Here is a 16821-nt window from a genome sequence, read left to right as displayed (position 1 = left end):
ACGATTACCTGAAAATTTGAAATTCAACCCTTCGGTTTTTGGCGTGGGCATCCGGGGTATCGTCAAAAGAGAGTAATTCCGTCTCGCCTTTGCCTGTTGCCAATAGTTGTTCGGGGTTAACATCAAAAGTGTTAACCAGCGTGTTGAGTACTGCGTTTGCCCGCTGTTCAGACAACTCCATGTTCAACTCATCGCTGCCGTCTGCATCCGTATGGCCAATAATTTCGAGGGAAATATCCGGGGTGTCATTTAATACCTGCCCTACCTTTTTCAATACCCCCAGGGATTCGGGTTTCAGGCGGGCGCTTCCTTTGTCAAAGGTTATTCCGTAGGTAACCAGGCGGCCCTCGTTCAACAACTTGCTCCGGATATCGGAGGCGCCTTCTGCAAAACGAACATTGCTGATAAAATAGTTGGTATCCTCCTTGGGAATATTTGTAAAGAACCTGAAATTCCTGGCCAGTTCCGAAGCTTCAAAAGCCCTGGGCAGATCAAACACCTTTTCCTCATCCAGATAAACCCTGAGGCGTTTCCCCTGTTTCCAGACAGAAATGTGCATTAGTTTGCCCCGTTCCCAGGTCTGGTATTGCAAATCGGAGAAATCCTTGGGTGTCCTGGAATCCAGATTGTTATCCTCAGCATATTTATAGAATTCCAGCTTCCCTTTATCCCCAACGCCGCCGTATATAATAAAGGACGCCCCGTTGTCTCCCGGAGTCTGGTCATTCAGGTCATAATTTGGGTTTTCAATGTCCGAAATGTTCATTATTACAACAGGCTTGAACCCCCCCAGACTGGTATCATAATCAATAACCAGATCGTATTCCAGGGTGAAGTTTTCCGGCAAAGGCTCCATAAAATCAGGTACAAATGAACCTTTTCCAAGACCTAACTGTACCCATTTCCCTTCCTGGTTGGAGAGCGAAACCACTTCTGCCGAGTTCGACGTATTCCACCGGGCCGGCAAATCTCCAAGGGCATCCCTTGAGAAATCATCGAACGCTTTAATTTCTTCTCCAGGCACAAAATCAAACCGGCTGTAATAAGAAAAAACATCCTGGTCTGAAACCCCTTCCAGGCTTTCATCTTCCATAGGAAAGTCGGTTTGCCCTCCTTGCCCGTTTTTGCCTCGCCTTTTATTCCTGTCCTTGCCTTCCAGAATCGAGTCAAGGACTTGCCCTGTTTTCTCTCGGGTTTTTTGATCGGATTTATCCAAGACGGTTTCTTCCGCTGCCTTTTCTACTTTCTTTTTAACTTTCTTCCAGAACTGTGCGTTTGAGGTACAAACAGACAGAAGTAGGAATAATACGGTTACCAAAGTGCTTCTTTTCATCTCTTTTTGAATTAATAGTTATGCATTGGTGAAAGAATCACACCCAGGTAAACATTATCCGGTACAAAATTTTATTTTTAAGAAGTTAACATTTGCATAAGGCAAACATAAATGAGTGATAAGGAGCTTATAGAGGGTTTAAAAAATGGCGATAAAGCCCCTTTAAAATTGATTTATGAAAACTATAAAGGGGACTTCTTCAGGTTTTTAAACCGGTATGAGGTTCCCCTTCACAGATTGGAAGATATTTTTCAGGATGCCATTTTAGTCTTGTACCAAAAAGCATCTTCCGGAAAGCTCGACCAAATAAAGAGCAGCTTAAAAACCTATTTGTTCAGTATCGGAAAATACATGGTATTTGAACAATACCGAAAGGACAAAAAAAAAGTAGATAGTCCTGAAGACTATATTTTTGATAAGGCTGATAACACAGCGTTTAATATGGTTCAGCATCGTTCAGATATCAACCCGCTCCAGAAGAGGATATTAGCCGGTTTTGCCCGGCTCGGGGCAAAATGCCAGGAGGTCCTAAAGCTCTTTTATTACAGGGGTTTTACCATAGAAGAAATTATGGAGCACCTGGAATACCCCAATAAAAATGTGGTGAAAAGCCAGAAATCAAGATGCCTCAAAACTTTAAAAGCCCATATTCATGAGCAAAAAGACTAAGGAAGAGTTACTATTGGGCTATTTTCAGGCTACCCTTTCAAAATCTGAATTCCAGGAATTTAATGCACTTCTGGAGGGAGATACAGCTTTTAGAGAGGAGTACCTTTTTCGGAAAGAGTTGCAGCAAGCACTGCAGAAAAAAGAACTGAACGAAGCCGCCGAATATTTACATTCGCTTCGTTCGGATAATCCTTTGCCAAAGAAGAAAAATCCGTTTGGAGTTTGGTTAATTGCCGCTTCAACCATTGTCTTATTGGGTCTGGCCTGGTGGATCTATGACGGAACTACTAGTTCCGAAACCGATTTGCAGCAACTCTATGTGCAGTATTACGAACCCTATGAAAATGTGGTACACCCCATCGAACGTGCCAGTCAGATGCAAGACCTGACAGACCAGGCTTTTGCCGCTTATGAGAAGGAAGACTATGCCACTGCAGTCCGCCTCTTTGAAAACCTGAAGGAGCAGAATCAGGATCCGTATTTGGCATTCTATCAGGGAATTGGCCTTATGGCACTTGATCAGCATTTAGAAGCGCAAGAAATGCTCCAGACTTATATCCGGGAGGGAGGGGAATTAAAAAACAGGGCCTTATGGTACCTGGGCTTATCCTATCTGAAAACCGATAATCCGGAAGCTGCGAAAAAAGCTTTGAAACCACTTGCAGACACCGCGGACTATAAGTCTGAAGAAGCCAGGCGAATATTAAATTTATTGGATTAAGCTGCTTGCTCCTTTCGGCGGTTATACCTCCAAAAGGCAAATCCTGCAAGCAACAAAAGGCCCGATACCCAATAGAGCAGTTTCCAATCCTGCAGCAGGGCATCCGTATTTCCTGATATTACAAATGAAGCCCAGTAGTAAGGATGCCTGAGGTAAGGGTCTTCAGTAGTCCTGAGGTATTTTAGTTTTGCTTCCCTCAACGCCACGTCTTTTGGTTTTCCCTTGCTCAGGTTCTCATAAAAGTAGGACATGAGTCGTGACGTTGATTTATCGTTTATTTTCCAAAGGGAATTGATTAAGGACCGTGCCCCTGCGTAAAAAAACCCCTTAGATAAGCTCAGCATTCCTTCTCCTTTACGCAACTGCCCTATTCCTGTTTGGCAGGCACTCAGGGTAACCATGGTGGCGTTCAGTTCAAGATTGTATAGATCCTTTACATACAGTAAGTTTTTATTATCCCCATAAAAAGCGAGGTTCGAATAATCCGGAAATGCATCGTTTGCCGATGCATGGGTTGCGAGGTGGATTAGTTTATGGTTTTTTACCTGTTCAAGAAAACGAGTCAAAGTTCCCTCCTCTCCTGTCAGGCTTTGGGAATCAAAATATTCCGAGATCAAACGAACCTCTTCCCCATTGTATTTCAATGGGGCTAACCCCGCCCCTTCTTGTGAAAATTCAGGAGCTACGGCTAATAGTTTTAGGTTATCCAGGGAATCCCTTTTGGCAATTTCAAAAAGTCCATTTATGGAGTTGGAATAACTGATCGTACAGGATTCCAACAAATAGGAGCCTCTCTGATCCCTCAGGGCCTCAAAAGGCAGGTAAAAAAGAGCCCCGTCCGGGACTATCAGCAAGTGTTCTTCTTTCTTTAGGGGAACATTGGCAAGCACCAAATTATAAAGTTCTTTCCCCATCTTTTCAAGCTTATCGAGTTGATTGAGTTGGGGCCGTTCCATTGCCCTGTAAAAAGAACTGATCAGTTCTGTTTCGTCTCTTCCATAGGGGATTTTTAAAAAATCAAACCCTTTAGAATTGACCCATTGCAGGTATAAATAATTACCGGCAACCGTATAGCTGATCAGCATCTGATTATTGCCGGTCATTTTCTGTCTTAAAGCATACAAGGAAACTTTAAAGGGCTTGTATTTGAGGTTATAATATTTGGGATAGGCAACAGAAATGGAATCCAGGTAGCGGTCATAGGCTTCTTTCAAAGCATAGATACTATCCCGTAATTCTGCGTTCTGATGGTTTTGGCCTTCCGTGAACCACTCCTTTTCCAGCTCGTTTATTCGATACCTGAAGGCGGTTTCCCTATTGGTTACAGACCTGGGAACCCCATCAAAATCAGAAGCATTTGCCGTACGCAAGGCATCCAGAAAAAAGATATCCTTATAGCTTTCAGATACCCGAAGAGCCAGCTCAAAAAACCTTTGTTTATCCCCGTCGGTTAAAAAAGCGCTATGGCACAGGCCCATCATTTTTGTGAATATCGGATACACTTCCTCGAGAAGGAAACTTTTGTCCAGTTTACTTTCAAATTCCTTACGCAAGGAATCAAAGGTCCGCAACAACGCATCAATTGTTTCGAACAGGGTTATATGGGAGGTTGAAGTTGCTCCATTTTGTCTATCAGACTCCAAATATGAGAGGTGACTGTGCAATAAGTTCATGTACACCTTTTTAGAGAGCAGCTGGTCCGGATTAGCAATAACAAGATCGTCTGTGGGGTCATCATCCAATTGACTCATAGCCAGCTGCAGGTATTCCAGGGCTGTTTCATGAGTTCCTGCTGCCATAGAATTGTCGGCCATCTTAATGTATATGGATGCAATGTCCTGATGCTTTCGGGAATTATATATATCTCTTGTGAGGTTTAAAACCTCCTCATAGATCAGGGATGCCTCCCGGTGGGATCCTGCAGCCATCAGGGCATCTGCCTTAAGTAGCAGCACATCTTTGTGAAATGGATCTTCGCCTGACAAGTATCGGGAAGTCTTCTCTGCCCATTCAAGCGCCATTTGAGTATTTTTTTGTCTCAGTCCATTTCTGCCCAATTTCAGTTGTATGTTTATCACATTATTCCTGAACCGGTCCGAGTCCCTGTAAAAATCCTGATAGCTCTTCAATGCCTTGCGCAACAAGGCATCTGCTCTGGTGGTATTATTTTGCTCACTGTACAGGGCAGCCAATAATTGTTCGATGGTCGGGATGCGATGGCCCGGGACAATTTCGTCGTGTTCCCTGGCAAAAGATATCCCTTTTTGATACTCGTATTCGGCCAGTTCGTACTTTCCGGCATGCCGGTATATGGAGCCCAGGTAGCTTAATACATTTACGTAAAAAGTTGCCTGGTAAGAATCTGTGGTGGTAGTTGCTTGCCCCTGCAGCTGTTTTTCCAGTTCATTAAAAAATTCCTTGGCTTTCCCATACCTTTTGGAGTTATAGAAATAACGCCCACTATTGTAGAGATACTGCTCAAGGTATTCTTCAAACGCCTGAATAGAATCGGCCCGGGAATCCAGGATGCTTTTATAGGCCGATAGGTTCTTCTCATACTCCAGCAAATCGTAGAACATGCTGTTGGCGTACTGTAACCATAGATACGTATCCAACTGCGCTGTACTATTTCCTGTTTGCTTAGCCAACTCCAGTGCCTTATTGAAGTAGCTGTAGGCGCTGTCCTTGGAACGTTCCATTGACATGTAACCTTTGTCAATATAGGTTTCAATCATCGCTTCCGGGGGCTGCTGGGCCTGGAGCACAAAGGATAGAAAAAGAAATATAAGCAGACTTCTTAAACAAAGAGTAGTATACATTCAGCTGTTTTAATCGGTATCAATACAAGAACTATAAAAAAATCCCGAACTACCAGAAGTCCGGGATCCTTAAGTTCTTGTTTCAGTCCTATTCAACCATAACTTCGGTACGGTGAACCACGGTTTCACCGGAATGCTGATAGACCTTTTCCACTTCCAGGAAGCCATTCCCAGCGGGTACTGCCATTTGATAATCCACCATGCCCTGGAAATCAGGGTTTTCCCCTATTGGATCCGCAGTTGCAAGTATTTCTCCCTCTGCTCCCACAAATCGGATCTCAAGGGTGGTACTTTCCTCAGCCGTAATGACAAAGGAGCCCTCCTGAAGGATAGGCGGCATGCAATTGTTGCGGGGATCATCCCGGTCACATGCTCCTGTTGTACCCGGTTTTTTTGGTCTGAGAGATAAAAGCGCTAAGGTTGCCCCGTAATAAGGTGGGTTTCCACAATTTACCATGTCCTCCTCAAGATCCTGAATAGCCTCTTCCAGCCCTTCTTCCCCATTTCCCATGCGTTCCATAAGGGCCTGGCGTTGCTGCTCCATTAAATTACAGATGTTCTCATGGATGGCTTCGAAATCTATTTTCAGTGCTGCTTCCTCTTGTTGTAGTTCTTCCATCCTTGCAATCCACTGGTCTTCACCGTTTTCAATCCTGAGCTGTAGAACCTCTTTTTCTTCCTGTAAAGCCATCAGGCCTTTTTGAACATACCATTTGTTCAGGTTTAATTCATAGGAAATCTCACTAGAGTCAACAATAGTTGCACTGGCATTTACTGATTTTAATGGGGTTTCCTCCGCTTCCTGGGTGCACGACACCAGGAATGATAACAATACGATTAGATAATACATGTGTGGTTTCATTTGAATATGTTTATGCATTGGTGAATAAGACGGGGGAGAGGTTAACATTAAGAAAATATTTTTTAAAACAAAAATAAAGGGAGTGATAATTACCCTTCTTTCATATTTCAGACGGCCGCATAATGGGCCTATTCCCGCCACAAAAACCCCGGCAAATCCCCTACCTTCTCACATCCAATCTGCTCCATAATTTGCCGCAATTGCGTTTTTAGCAGGCTGATGGTGTGCTCCCCTCCCCTGTTTCCTAGGGCCCCTACCCCATACATAAAACTTCGGCCCAGGAAGGTGAAAGCTGCACCTTTTGCCAGGCATCGGGCAACGTCCGGGCCCGTGCGGACTCCGCTATCAATCATCAGACTTATTTTACCCCCGTATTCCCTGGCAATACGTTCAAAGGCTTCTATGCTTGAAGGTCCTGCGTCCAGCTGCCTGCCGCCGTGATTAGAGACGATAATCCCGTCCAGGCCTAATTCTACAGCCACTGCGGCATCTTCAACAGTGCTCACACCTTTGATCAGCAGTTTCCCTTTCCAGCGATCCCTGATATAGGCTATTTTTTCGGGGTTCATCCGCTTTTCGAAAAAGCTGTCCATAAAATTTCCAAGTTGGTGGAGGTTCAGGCCAGCTGGCATATAGGCCTTCAGGTTTGCAAAATGGGGCAGTCCGGTTCGGAGCGTTTCAAGGAGCCAGGGTGGTTTGGATACCATCTGGATAATATTGCTGAGTGTCATCCTGGGAGGCATGGAAAGGCCATTTCGTATTTCTTTGGGCCGGTAGCCAAAGGTTGGCGTATCGCAAAGTAAGACAAGTACTTTGCAACCAGATGCTTCAACCCGGTCCAGAAGATTATCCCGGATTGCCGGGTCCGCGGGATGGTAAAACTGAAACCAGGCAGAGCCCTCGGTGAGCTCAGAGATCCGCTCTATACTCGAGGTGCTAACCGTACTGAGAATATAGGGGAGGTTGTGTTTATAACAGGCCCTGGCCAGTATTTCAGGGGCGTTGGGCCAGATCATTCCCTGCAGGCCAATGGGAGCCACTCCAAAAGGGGCACTGTACTGCTGACCGAATAGCCTTGTTTGCAGTTGGGCGCCTTTGAAATCTGCGAGGTATTTGGGGGCTAGTTTTACAGCCTGAAGATCTTCCCGGTTTCGCCTGAGGTTGACTTCCCGGTTGCACCCACCCTCGAGGTAGTCAAAAACGAAGGGCGGAATACGCCGCCTGGCAGCCTCTTGCAGTGATTCAATACTGGGATAGGCCGGATCAAATAAAATTTTCTGGGTGTTCCGCATGGCAAGGTTAAGGTATTAAAATTAGCTGAAATTCCCGGGCGGGAAAGCAGCCTGAATAATTGTTGCAGCTCGTTAATGTTTGTAACTTAGTACTCCCTTCAGCGAAAAATTCAGGAGTGTACACAGTAGTAGATATAGAAACCACAGGCAATGGCATCCATGGAAACCGAATTACGGAGATTGCCTTGTTTAATATTGACGATGGGCAAATCACAGATTCTTTCAGCAGTCTGGTGAATCCGGGCTGTGAGATTCCTCCTTTTATAACCGGGCTGACAGGGATAACCACAGCAATGGTCCGGAATGCCCCTGATTTTAAGAGTTTGGCCCCGACTATTATGGAATTTACCCAGGACCGGGTTTTTATTGCCCACTCGGTTAATTTCGATTATCCTATTGTTAAAAAAGAATTTGAAAGGTGTGGTGAGGTTTTTATCCGTAAAAAACTCTGTACTGTAAGGCTCTCGCGACGGATCTTTCCGGGATATAAATCCTACAGTCTCGGGAAACTCTGTTCCAGCCTTAATATTCCGCTAACCGACCGGCACCGGGCTGCCGGCGATGCCAGAGCCACTGCCCTGCTCTTTCAGAAAATGCTCTCGCAAACAGAAGGCCCTGCCCTGGTCCAGCACTTTTTAAATGCCCGTTCCCAGGAAACTACCCTGCCGCCTAACCTGCCAAAGGAATCCTATCTGAAAATTCCCGCAACGGCCGGTATTTATTATTTCAGGGATAAAAATGGTGAAATTATTTATGTGGGTAAGGCCATCAATCTTAAAAAAAGGGTGCTGGGTCACTTTTACGATCGCACTGAAAGGGAACAGCTCATGTGCCGGGAAACCCATAGCATAGATTTTGAACAATCCGGTTCCGAACTTATGGCGCTGCTCATGGAGTCCATCGCCATAAAAACAAATTTCCCCAAATACAACCGGGCACAGAAAAAACAAAGGCCCCTTTACGGTCTCTTCAGTTATGCAGACCGGGACGGCGTGCACCATCTGGCCATCAACCGCCTGCAAAAAGGACAGCAAAGCCCCAAAGTATTTTACAACCAAACCGAGGCCCGTTTATTTTTGGAAGCCCTTAGTATTCGCTTCGGGCTTTGTGCCAAATACTGCCATCTGCAGGAAGGGGCACGGGTCTGTAATCATTTCAGGGTCCCGCAATGCAATGGAGTTTGCAGGGGAACAGAGTCACCGGAGGATTACAACCAAAAAGTGGAAGCTGCCCTGGAAGACCTCAGAGAGGAAAACAAAGAATTCCTGATTAGGGAAAAAGGACGGAACAGGGACGAAGAAGCAATAATCTGGGTGCGAAACAACAGGTACCGTGGGTACGCCTTTATTCCCAAAACCGACACCCTGGCCAATCTTGACGATCTGGAAGCCCGGATCCAATGGCAAACGCATTCGTCTGAAACGGATCGGATTTTACAATCTTACCTTTTAAGGGATTCGCTGGAAATTATCGAACTGGGAACCTTGGACCGTAAAGAGTCAACCCTGAACTGATTTGCTTACTTGCCCTTTAATTTATAATACATACGAATTACAAAAAGCAGCCAGAGCACAAAAATGACCCCGACAAATATGGAATAGGTAAGCACAAAATCCATGATTACTCCTTGTATTTTAAATAGTTCATAAAGCCCAGAATAGTGGGTGCCCAGAGACCAATAAATATGGCCTCAAGCTGATCCCCTTTCAAAAAGCGGTATTCAGCGACAACAATAATGGAAAGGACTACCAGAAGCATTAGGATATTGGCCCATCCAAGACGTTCCAAAAAATGTTTGAACATGTTTTGTATGCTATTTCTTGTTAAAGATAAAGATTATGCTGTGTATTCTTGAAAAAGGATTTTAGATTTTCTTAACAATTTCGAAATTACTAAAATATACAGCCACAGTGGCAAGATCGCATGTATTTCTCAGCATCTGAAAACTACTGGAATATCTAACCCCCGGACTTGGAAGGACACACAAAATCAGTAACCGGAATGCCGGACTCCTTCAGCGCTTTATACCCTCCGGCTATGTCCACCAGGTTATGGTATCCCCGGCTTTTTAAGATTGAGGCTGCAATTACAGAGCGATAACCGCCCGCACAGTGTACATAGAATGGCTCCGACTTCGGAAAACTCGCCAGGTGATCATTAATCTCAGACAGGGGCGTGTTATGGGCACTCTCCAAATGTTCCCCCTGGTATTCACCCTCCTTACGCACATCAAAGACCCGCTCCGGATGGGCCATCAGGCTTTCTTTGAGTTTCTCAGGACGCTCAGATACTATGCGGTCTGTATCCTTCCCGGCTGCTGCCCAGGCCTCGAAACCCCCTTTGAGATATCCCAGGGTATTGTCAAAGCCCACGCGCGATAAACGCGTAATGGTTTCTTTTTCTTTGCCCTCAGGTGTGATTAACAGGATGGGTTGCCGAACATCCGCAATCATGGCCCCTACCCAGGGCGCAAAATCTCCGTTGAGCCCTATAAATATTGAACGCGGAATATGTCCCTTTACAAATTCTTCCTGATGCCGCACATCCAGCACAACCGCTCCTGTTTTATTGGCTGCTGCCTCAAAGGCGTCGGGGTCCAGGGCCCGGCTGCCCCTTTTGAGCACCTCATCTATATCTTCATACCCTTCCCGGTTCATTTGCACATTTAAGGGGAAATATTTTGGCGGGGCCTGAAGGCCTTCTGTGACCTCTTTTATAAACTCTTCCCGGGTCATGTCTGCCCGCAGGGCGTAATTAACTTTTTTCTGATTCCCGAGGGTATCCACCGTTTCCTTCATCATGTTCTTGCCGCAGGCCGAACCGGCTCCATGGGCCGGATATACAATTACTTCATTCGGCAGGGGCATGATCTTCTCCCTCAGGCTGTCAAACAAAATACCCGCCAGTTCCTCCTGTGTCATATCTGCAGCTTTCTGGGCCAGGTCGGGGCGTCCGACATCCCCCAGAAATAAGGTGTCTCCTGAGAAAATAGCATGTGGTTTTCCGGAAGCATCCCGCAGCAGATAGGTGGTGCTTTCCATGGTATGCCCCGGAGTATGCAATACCTCGAAACTAATCTCCCCCAGTGGAAAACGCTGCCCGTCTTTTGCGATGGTAGCTTCAAAACTGGGATTGGCCATGGGTCCGTAAACAATAGGGGCCCCTGTTTCTTTGGCCAGTGTCAGGTGGCCACTAACGAAGTCTGCATGAAAATGCGTTTCGAAAATGTAACGGATCTCGGCCTTGTCTTCCCTGGCTCTTTTGAGATAAGGACCCACTTCCCGCAAGGGGTCTATGATGGCCACTTCTCCTTTGCTTTCAATATAATAAGCTCCCTGGGCCAGGCAACCTGTATAGATTTGTTCAATTTTCATAAGCGGTTCTTCTTAGTTCAAAAATAAGGCTTTCCTCCGTAAGTAGTTTATCGGGCCAGGCCCAGCCTTAGTTTATAAGTAACCTTATCCCTGCCCAGATGGTCAAAACCTTCATGCAAAAGGGACTGGCCGGCCGAATAAGGGTAATAGGTAATAGGTTCGATACAGAGCATGCCTGCATCCGGGCTCCATAACATAAAATGTGAAAACCCTTCCGTTTCAAGCTTTAATGGGTATTTCCCTGTCAATATCAATTCTTTGCAGTCTGCCACCTGCAGGGCCCGGTCTCCTGCTGCCAAGATCTCAGTTAACCCGAGATCGAGATCCTTGCCCTTTACCCGGTTTTCTCCCCCGTAAATTTTGAAGGCCGGATGGTACCCCAGCATATAGGGCATATCCTGATCCCCTTCTATGGTAAAGCTGACTGCCAAGCCGTTTGCTCCCAGCTCAACGGTTTTCGTAAATCGAAAAGAAAAGGGCCATATCAGCTGAGGAATCCGGGAACGGTCCGGATACTTTGAATTTTTTACAAGGGTTCCGGCCTTGTATTCTTTCCGGTAAACTCCTTTCCGGGCAGAAATGCTGACAGCCTCATAATGCAACTCCCTCAGGAGCCCATGCTGATCCTGCACTGCATTTCCTTTTGGTACCTGTACGCGGTAATTTGTCTCTGCGGTAGGGCCAATGATGGGAAACATCTCCGTGTCTGAGTGATTCCATCCCGGCTCCTCTGCTGGGTGCATAAACTGGTGTCCCTGGTATTCCAGGCTGATCAGTTCTCCCTGGTGGATTACTGATTTCCAATGGCCCGCATGGAGTTCCTGTATTTTTTCGGGCTTTACATCCATCAGAACTATTTTGCAGGCTGGTTAATAAGCCGGTAAATCATCAGAGCTGTGCGCTTGGTCAGGGCCTCAATAGTGTTCAGGTTTACGGTTTCCTCAGGGGTATGTGCTCCTGAACCCATGGTCCCGAGACCGTCCAGGCAGGCTACGTATTCGGCTACAAAAGACACGTCTGCAGCTCCCCGGCGTCCGGGATCATATGCCTCCACAGGGCCCTGCCCCAAATCCTGACTGACCTTACTGAGCAGTCCGAGCAGCTCCAGGTTTGCTTCCTTCGGGCCCATGGCCGGATAGGCATCTGTAAAAGAAATACTGGCAGAGGTTTGTGGCAGGTTTTGGGAAACGATCTCCCTCATTTTTTCCCTTGCGCTTTCTTTTTGCTCTTCCGAGATAAACCTCAGACCTCCCCTGACACTGGCCGTTTGTGCCACCACATTGCTTTTGCCAAAAACCGAGGCCTTTCCGCTTTTGGGATCGTAATCCGTAAAGGTTCCGCCCATCAGGATTCCGGGGTTGAAGGTGAGGAATTCCTCCCCCCGTACTTCTTCGTAAAAAGCATTGAGGATGCGGGATATTTCAAATATGGCCCCCGCGCCCGTGCGCTCACTGAAAACCCCTGAAGAATGCGCTCGCCGGCCCTCAACTTCTACTACCCATCCCGAAGCCCCGCGGCGGGCAACTGTGGCCATATCAAAGCCCGTGGATGTTTCAAAACCCAAAGCGATATCACTGCGCCGGGCAGCCTTAATAAGTTCTTCCCGGCTTACCGAGAGCGGTTTTCCGGTACTTTCTTCATCTCCGGTAAAGGCCACAATAATTTGAGCGTCATCCAGCAGGCCATTCTGCTGAAGCGCTTTCAGGGCGTATAATACAATTACGTCTCCACCCTTCATATCATTCCCCCCGGGGGCATGGGCAGTACTGTCGTTAATCTTTTCAAATTTCTGGAAAGGGCTGTCCTCCTCGAAAACCGTATCGAGATGCCCGATGAGCAATAATTTTTTTCCTTTATTTCCATTGATTTCAGCAAAAAGATGGCCTGCCCGGTTCATTTCCTCGGGCATTTCAATCCATCGGCTTTCAAATCCTATGGCTTCAAAGGCATCCCCGAAAACACTTCCAACCTCACGGACCCCTTCCAGATTGAGGGTTCCACTATTGATATTCACCACTTTCTCTAAAAAGCGGATGGCTTCGGGTGCATTTTCACTTACCGAGGCAACAATCTTTCTTTCGGTACGGCTTAATTTTTGCGCCTGCAAAGTAATTGCCATCAGCAGGCAAAAAAGTCCTGTTATAAATTTCATTTGTTTGTTGTTTTTATTGTATCCGCTTTCTGATCGGCCTCCAAAAAGCCCTGTTGTTCCATCCAGCTGTCGTTGTAGATCTTACCCACATACCGGCTTCCGTGATCGTGAAAAAGGACTACGACCACATCATCCGGTTTAAATTTATCTTTAAGCTGCAGCACCCCTTTGATGGCAGCACCGGCAGAATTCCCCAGGAACATGCCCTCTTCCCTTGCCAGCCGTCGGGTATAAACGGCAGCATCCTTGTCTGTGACCTTGGTAAAACCGTCAATGATGTCAAAATCGACATTTTCGGGAAGGATGTCCTCCCCAATGCCTTCCGTAATGTACGGATAGATCTCCTGCTTGTCAAAAATCCCGGTTTCGTGGTACTTTTTGAAAACGGAGCCGTAGGTATCTACCCCCCAGACCTTCACATCCGGGTTTTGAGACTTCAGGTACCTGCCTACCCCTGAGATGGTCCCCCCGGTACCCACCCCAACCACAAAATGGGTTACTTTGCCATCGGTTTGTTCCCAGATCTCCGGACCGGTGCTTTCAAAATGCGCCTGTGCGTTAGACGGGTTATCGTATTGGTTTACATACCAGGCATTGGGGAGTTCCTCTGCCAGCCTTCTGGCCGTGGAGTAATAGGAACGCGGATCCTCAGGGGCCACGTCCGTTGGGCAAACATGCACTTCACTGCCAACCGCTTTCAGGATATCTATCTTCTCCCTGGATTGCTTGTCGTTGATGACGCAAATCATCTTATATCCTTTCACAATCGCGGCAAGGGCCAGGCCCATTCCTGTATTGCCTGAGGTACCTTCAATAATGGTACCCCCCGGCTTTAAGAGTCCGGAGGCTTCGGCATCCTCTATCATCTTCAGGGCCATGCGGTCTTTGGTGGAGTTCCCCGGGTTAAAAGTCTCGTATTTGGCAAGCACCAGGCAAGGTAAGCCGGCTGTTAACCGGTTTATTTTGACCAGCGGAGTATTCCCGATGGTCTCCAATATGTTATTTGCGTATTCCATGTGCCGCAAAGATAACAAGCTCCATCGAAATGTCAGGGGAAAGTCTTAGCGGGAATCCCGGTTTTTTCAATCGAATTTGATAGCCTTAACCGGGGAAATCCGGGTAATAATGTGGGAGGGGATCAGCAGCATCAACAGGCAAAGGATAAGTACTCCGGTGTTTAGCAGCAAAACGGTCTGCACATTCAGATAGACTGGGATATAATCTATATAATACTCTTCCGGGTTGGGGAATTTAAAAATTCGATACCTGTCCTGTATCCATACCAGGGTTAAGCCAATGGCGTTTCCCCAGAAAAGGCCAATCCCGATCAGGTAAGCTGCATTGTACAGGAATATTTTACGAATGCTCCAGTTGTTGGCCCCGAGCGCCTTTAGAATTCCTATCATGGGCGTTCGTTCCAGGATAAGCACTAATAAGGCGGTTATCATGTTTATCCCACCCACCAGTATCATGATCCCGATAATCAGGGCAATGTTAAAATCAAAAAGACCGATCCATTCAAAAATCTGGTAATATTTATTGTTGACGGTCTGGGTGTCCAGATCTGAAAGGGTTTTACCATATATATCAGCACTCTTCTCCGTTATCTGGTCGAAATCGTCCAGGAACAACTCAAAATTCCCAACCTCATCGGCCTGCCAGTTATTCATTCGCTGTATATGGCGAATATCAGTGAAAATATAGGTGCCGTCAAATTCCTCAAAACCGCTGTCGTAAATACCTACCACTTCAAAACGGCGCTGATTGGGTACCCGGGACGGGTCTTCCTCTTTCAGGAAGAAGGCGTTAAAATTGCTGCCCACTTCCAGGCCCAGCCGGCCTGCAAGCATTTTGGAAACCAAAGCAGCTGTCCCTAATTCCTTTGAATAATCGGGCAGGGATCCACTTACGAGGAAATCCTCGAACAGGGCCCAGTTGTAATCCGGCCCCACCCCTTTGGCAATAATGCCTTCAAAGGTGTCTGCTGTGCGGATGATTCCCGCCTTGGTGGCAACGGCTTGTATGTGGTTTACCCCATCCGTAAGATTGAAATTGGGATAAAACTCCTGCTGTGTAGAGACGGGTAGTACCGAAACTTCAGAAACATTGTTGTCGTAATTGTAGATCTGAATGTGGCCATTGAAGGCTGCTACCTTCTCCCGAATTTTATATTTGAGACCTACCCCGGTAGCCAGAGCTATCAGCATCATCAGGATACCCAGGGCGATCGCGGCAATTGCAATTTTAATGATCGGTGCCGAAATACTAAATTTATGCTCCTTACCTTTGATAAGCCGCTTTGCGATGTATAATTCTAAATTCAATCCAAACCGCATTTAATCGTGATCAAAAGTACATTATTCCTCGCTCTTTTAAGCCTGCTGACCTGCCGAAATGCTCAGGGGGATGTTGCAGTGACTTCATCTGAAATGGAAACCGCAACCGGTCTGGACAAAGGTACAGCGCCCATCCCGGGAGCCAACCGCACCGCTGAGTACTTTCCCTTTTTGAAAAACAAACGCATCGGCTTGGTTGCCAATCAGACTTCCGTAATTTTTTTGAATAAAAATCCGTCAGACCCTCTTCACAAAAGTAAACACCTGGCAGACAGCTTGCTGAATTCAGGCATTGACCTGAAAAAGGTGTTTGTGCCGGAACATGGTTTTCGCGGGGCTGCTGATGCCGGAGAGACCTTCGAGGACAGTAAGGACCCCAAAACTGGGCTCCCTATTATCTCGCTTTACGGTAAAAACCGCAAGCCAGTAGCAGAACATTTGAAGGACCTGGATGCTGTTCTCTTTGACTTACAGGATGTAGGAGTACGTTTTTACACCTACATAGCTACCCTGCAGCTGGTAATGGAGGCCTGTGCTGCCCACGGTATTCCGCTTATCGTGCTGGACCGGCCCAATCCAAATGCCCATTTTGTAGACGGGCCCATTTTGGAGGCCGAGCATCGCTCCTTCCTGGGCCTGACTGAAATCCCACTGGTTTATGGAATGACCATAGGGGAATATGCTGGAATGATCAATGAGGAAGGCTGGCTGGAAGGCGGTTTGAAAACCGATTTAAAGGTAATCCCCATAGCAGATTACAAAAGGGATGTGCCCTATTCCCTCCCTATTCCGCCGTCTCCCAACCTCCCGAACGACCAGGCAATCCGCCTGTATCCGAGTTTGGGATTGTTTGAAGGCACAACGGTTAATGCGGGAAGGGGAACGCCCTACCAATTCCAGTGCTTTGGAGCTCCATTTCTGGACCCGAACACGTTTACATATACCTATACCCCCGAACCCAATGCCGGGGCTAAATACCCCAAGCAGGAGGGAAAACTGTGCTTCGGAATGGACCTGAGGACCGTTGATCCCCCGGAAGCGGTGGACCTCCGATGGCTGATCAGCGCATATCAGAACCGCTCGGGAACGGAAGAATTTTTTATCACCTCCGGTTTTACGAGGCACGCAGGCACCTCAAAACTCCAGAAACAGATTGAAGCAGGGGAATCAGCAGAAGAAATTCGCAAGAGCTGGGAGCCCGGAATCAGAGCCTTTGAAAAAATACGCAGCAAATACCTGATCTACCCCCTGAGTAAGGATTAG

The 16821-nt window shown here is 46.9% G+C and carries 14 protein-coding genes; 4 read left to right on the top strand and 10 right to left on the bottom strand.

The window, feature by feature from the left end; translation table 11 throughout:
* Positions 1 to 4 precede the first annotated feature (4 nt).
* Positions 5 to 1333: an OmpA family protein gene (locus ACT6NV_RS10145; RefSeq protein WP_445384339.1), complete on the bottom strand. Its 1329-nt coding sequence runs from the start codon at positions 1331 to 1333 to the stop codon at positions 5 to 7.
* Positions 1334 to 1444: 111 nt separating this feature from the next.
* On the opposite strand from ACT6NV_RS10145, the gene ACT6NV_RS10140 reads away from it, so the two are divergent.
* A complete protein-coding gene (locus ACT6NV_RS10140) occupies positions 1445 to 2002 on the top strand; it encodes an RNA polymerase sigma factor (protein WP_445384338.1) in 558 nt (185 codons plus the stop codon).
* Positions 1986 to 2723: a tetratricopeptide repeat protein gene (locus ACT6NV_RS10135; RefSeq protein WP_445384337.1), complete on the top strand. Its 738-nt coding sequence runs from the start codon at positions 1986 to 1988 to the stop codon at positions 2721 to 2723. The genes ACT6NV_RS10140 and ACT6NV_RS10135 overlap by 17 nt, the downstream gene beginning before the upstream one ends.
* On the opposite strand, the gene ACT6NV_RS10130 is transcribed toward ACT6NV_RS10135, so the two are convergent.
* The 3 genes from ACT6NV_RS10130 to ACT6NV_RS10120 form a co-directional block, all read right to left on the bottom strand.
* Positions 2720 to 5542, bottom strand: a complete 2823-nt coding sequence (locus ACT6NV_RS10130; RefSeq protein ID WP_445384336.1) for a CHAT domain-containing protein — start codon at positions 5540 to 5542, stop codon at positions 2720 to 2722. The two genes, ACT6NV_RS10135 and ACT6NV_RS10130, sit on opposite strands and share 4 nt — an antisense overlap.
* 88 nt (positions 5543 to 5630) lie before the next feature.
* The gene (locus ACT6NV_RS10125) at positions 5631 to 6404 is read right to left on the bottom strand and encodes a hypothetical protein (RefSeq protein WP_445384335.1); all 774 of its coding nucleotides are present in this window, start codon (positions 6402 to 6404) and stop codon (positions 5631 to 5633) included.
* Between the two features lie 128 nt (positions 6405 to 6532).
* The gene (locus tag ACT6NV_RS10120) at positions 6533 to 7696 is read right to left on the bottom strand and encodes an alpha-hydroxy acid oxidase (protein WP_445384334.1); all 1164 of its coding nucleotides are present in this window, start codon (positions 7694 to 7696) and stop codon (positions 6533 to 6535) included.
* A gap of 116 nt (positions 7697 to 7812) precedes the next feature.
* Here ACT6NV_RS10120 and ACT6NV_RS10115 point away from each other — a divergent pair, with 116 nt between their 5' ends.
* The gene (locus tag ACT6NV_RS10115; RefSeq protein ID WP_445384333.1) at positions 7813 to 9210 is read left to right on the top strand and encodes an exonuclease domain-containing protein; all 1398 of its coding nucleotides are present in this window, start codon (positions 7813 to 7815) and stop codon (positions 9208 to 9210) included.
* Positions 9211 to 9316: 106 nt separating this feature from the next.
* Here ACT6NV_RS10115 and ACT6NV_RS10110 read toward each other — a convergent pair whose 3' ends face one another.
* The 6 genes from ACT6NV_RS10110 to ACT6NV_RS10085 all read right to left on the bottom strand — a co-directional run bounded on the left by ACT6NV_RS10110 (position 9317) and on the right by ACT6NV_RS10085 (position 15546).
* On the bottom strand, positions 9317 to 9499 hold the full coding sequence (locus tag ACT6NV_RS10110) for a hypothetical protein (protein ID WP_445384332.1): 183 nt from the start codon (positions 9497 to 9499) through the stop codon (positions 9317 to 9319).
* Positions 9500 to 9654: 155 nt separating this feature from the next.
* A complete protein-coding gene (locus ACT6NV_RS10105) occupies positions 9655 to 11070 on the bottom strand; it encodes an MBL fold metallo-hydrolase (RefSeq protein WP_445384331.1) in 1416 nt (471 codons plus the stop codon).
* Positions 11071 to 11117: 47 nt separating this feature from the next.
* Positions 11118 to 11918: an aldose epimerase family protein gene (locus tag ACT6NV_RS10100; RefSeq protein ID WP_445384330.1), complete on the bottom strand. Its 801-nt coding sequence runs from the start codon at positions 11916 to 11918 to the stop codon at positions 11118 to 11120.
* Positions 11919 to 11923: 5 nt separating this feature from the next.
* Positions 11924 to 13222, bottom strand: a complete 1299-nt coding sequence (locus tag ACT6NV_RS10095) for a M20/M25/M40 family metallo-hydrolase (protein WP_445384329.1) — start codon at positions 13220 to 13222, stop codon at positions 11924 to 11926.
* Positions 13219 to 14238: a PLP-dependent cysteine synthase family protein gene (locus tag ACT6NV_RS10090; RefSeq protein ID WP_445384328.1), complete on the bottom strand. Its 1020-nt coding sequence runs from the start codon at positions 14236 to 14238 to the stop codon at positions 13219 to 13221. The genes ACT6NV_RS10095 and ACT6NV_RS10090 overlap by 4 nt, the downstream gene beginning before the upstream one ends.
* A gap of 66 nt (positions 14239 to 14304) precedes the next feature.
* Positions 14305 to 15546, bottom strand: coding sequence for an ABC transporter permease (locus ACT6NV_RS10085; protein ID WP_445384327.1), 1242 nt, complete (start codon positions 15544 to 15546; stop codon positions 14305 to 14307).
* An 18-nt stretch (positions 15547 to 15564) separates the two neighbouring features.
* Between ACT6NV_RS10085 and ACT6NV_RS10080 the strand changes: the two genes are divergently transcribed.
* Positions 15565 to 16821, top strand: coding sequence for an exo-beta-N-acetylmuramidase NamZ family protein (locus ACT6NV_RS10080; RefSeq protein WP_445384326.1), 1257 nt, complete (start codon positions 15565 to 15567; stop codon positions 16819 to 16821).

This window comes from Robiginitalea insularis (genome assembly GCF_052497835.1).
This window is presented reverse-complemented; position numbering and strand designations above follow the sequence as displayed.

Bases quoted from the DNA above. Each gene is read 5' to 3' on its own strand.
- ACT6NV_RS10145 (WP_445384339.1), bottom strand. From the start codon at position 1,333: ATGAAAAGAAGCACTTTGGTAACCGTATTATTCCTACTTCTGTCTGTT.
- ACT6NV_RS10140 (WP_445384338.1), top strand. From the start codon at position 1,445: ATGAGTGATAAGGAGCTTATAGAGGGTTTAAAAAATGGCGATAAAGCC.
- ACT6NV_RS10135 (WP_445384337.1), top strand. From the start codon at position 1,986: ATGAGCAAAAAGACTAAGGAAGAGTTACTATTGGGCTATTTTCAGGCT.
- ACT6NV_RS10130 (WP_445384336.1), bottom strand. From the start codon at position 5,542: ATGTATACTACTCTTTGTTTAAGAAGTCTGCTTATATTTCTTTTTCTA.
- ACT6NV_RS10125 (WP_445384335.1), bottom strand. From the start codon at position 6,404: ATGAAACCACACATGTATTATCTAATCGTATTGTTATCATTCCTGGTG.
- ACT6NV_RS10120 (WP_445384334.1), bottom strand. From the start codon at position 7,696: ATGCGGAACACCCAGAAAATTTTATTTGATCCGGCCTATCCCAGTATT.
- ACT6NV_RS10110 (WP_445384332.1), bottom strand. From the start codon at position 9,499: ATGTTCAAACATTTTTTGGAACGTCTTGGATGGGCCAATATCCTAATG.
- ACT6NV_RS10105 (WP_445384331.1), bottom strand. From the start codon at position 11,070: ATGAAAATTGAACAAATCTATACAGGTTGCCTGGCCCAGGGAGCTTAT.
- ACT6NV_RS10100 (WP_445384330.1), bottom strand. From the start codon at position 11,918: ATGGATGTAAAGCCCGAAAAAATACAGGAACTCCATGCGGGCCATTGG.
- ACT6NV_RS10095 (WP_445384329.1), bottom strand. From the start codon at position 13,222: ATGAAATTTATAACAGGACTTTTTTGCCTGCTGATGGCAATTACTTTG.
- ACT6NV_RS10090 (WP_445384328.1), bottom strand. From the start codon at position 14,238: ATGGAATACGCAAATAACATATTGGAGACCATCGGGAATACTCCGCTG.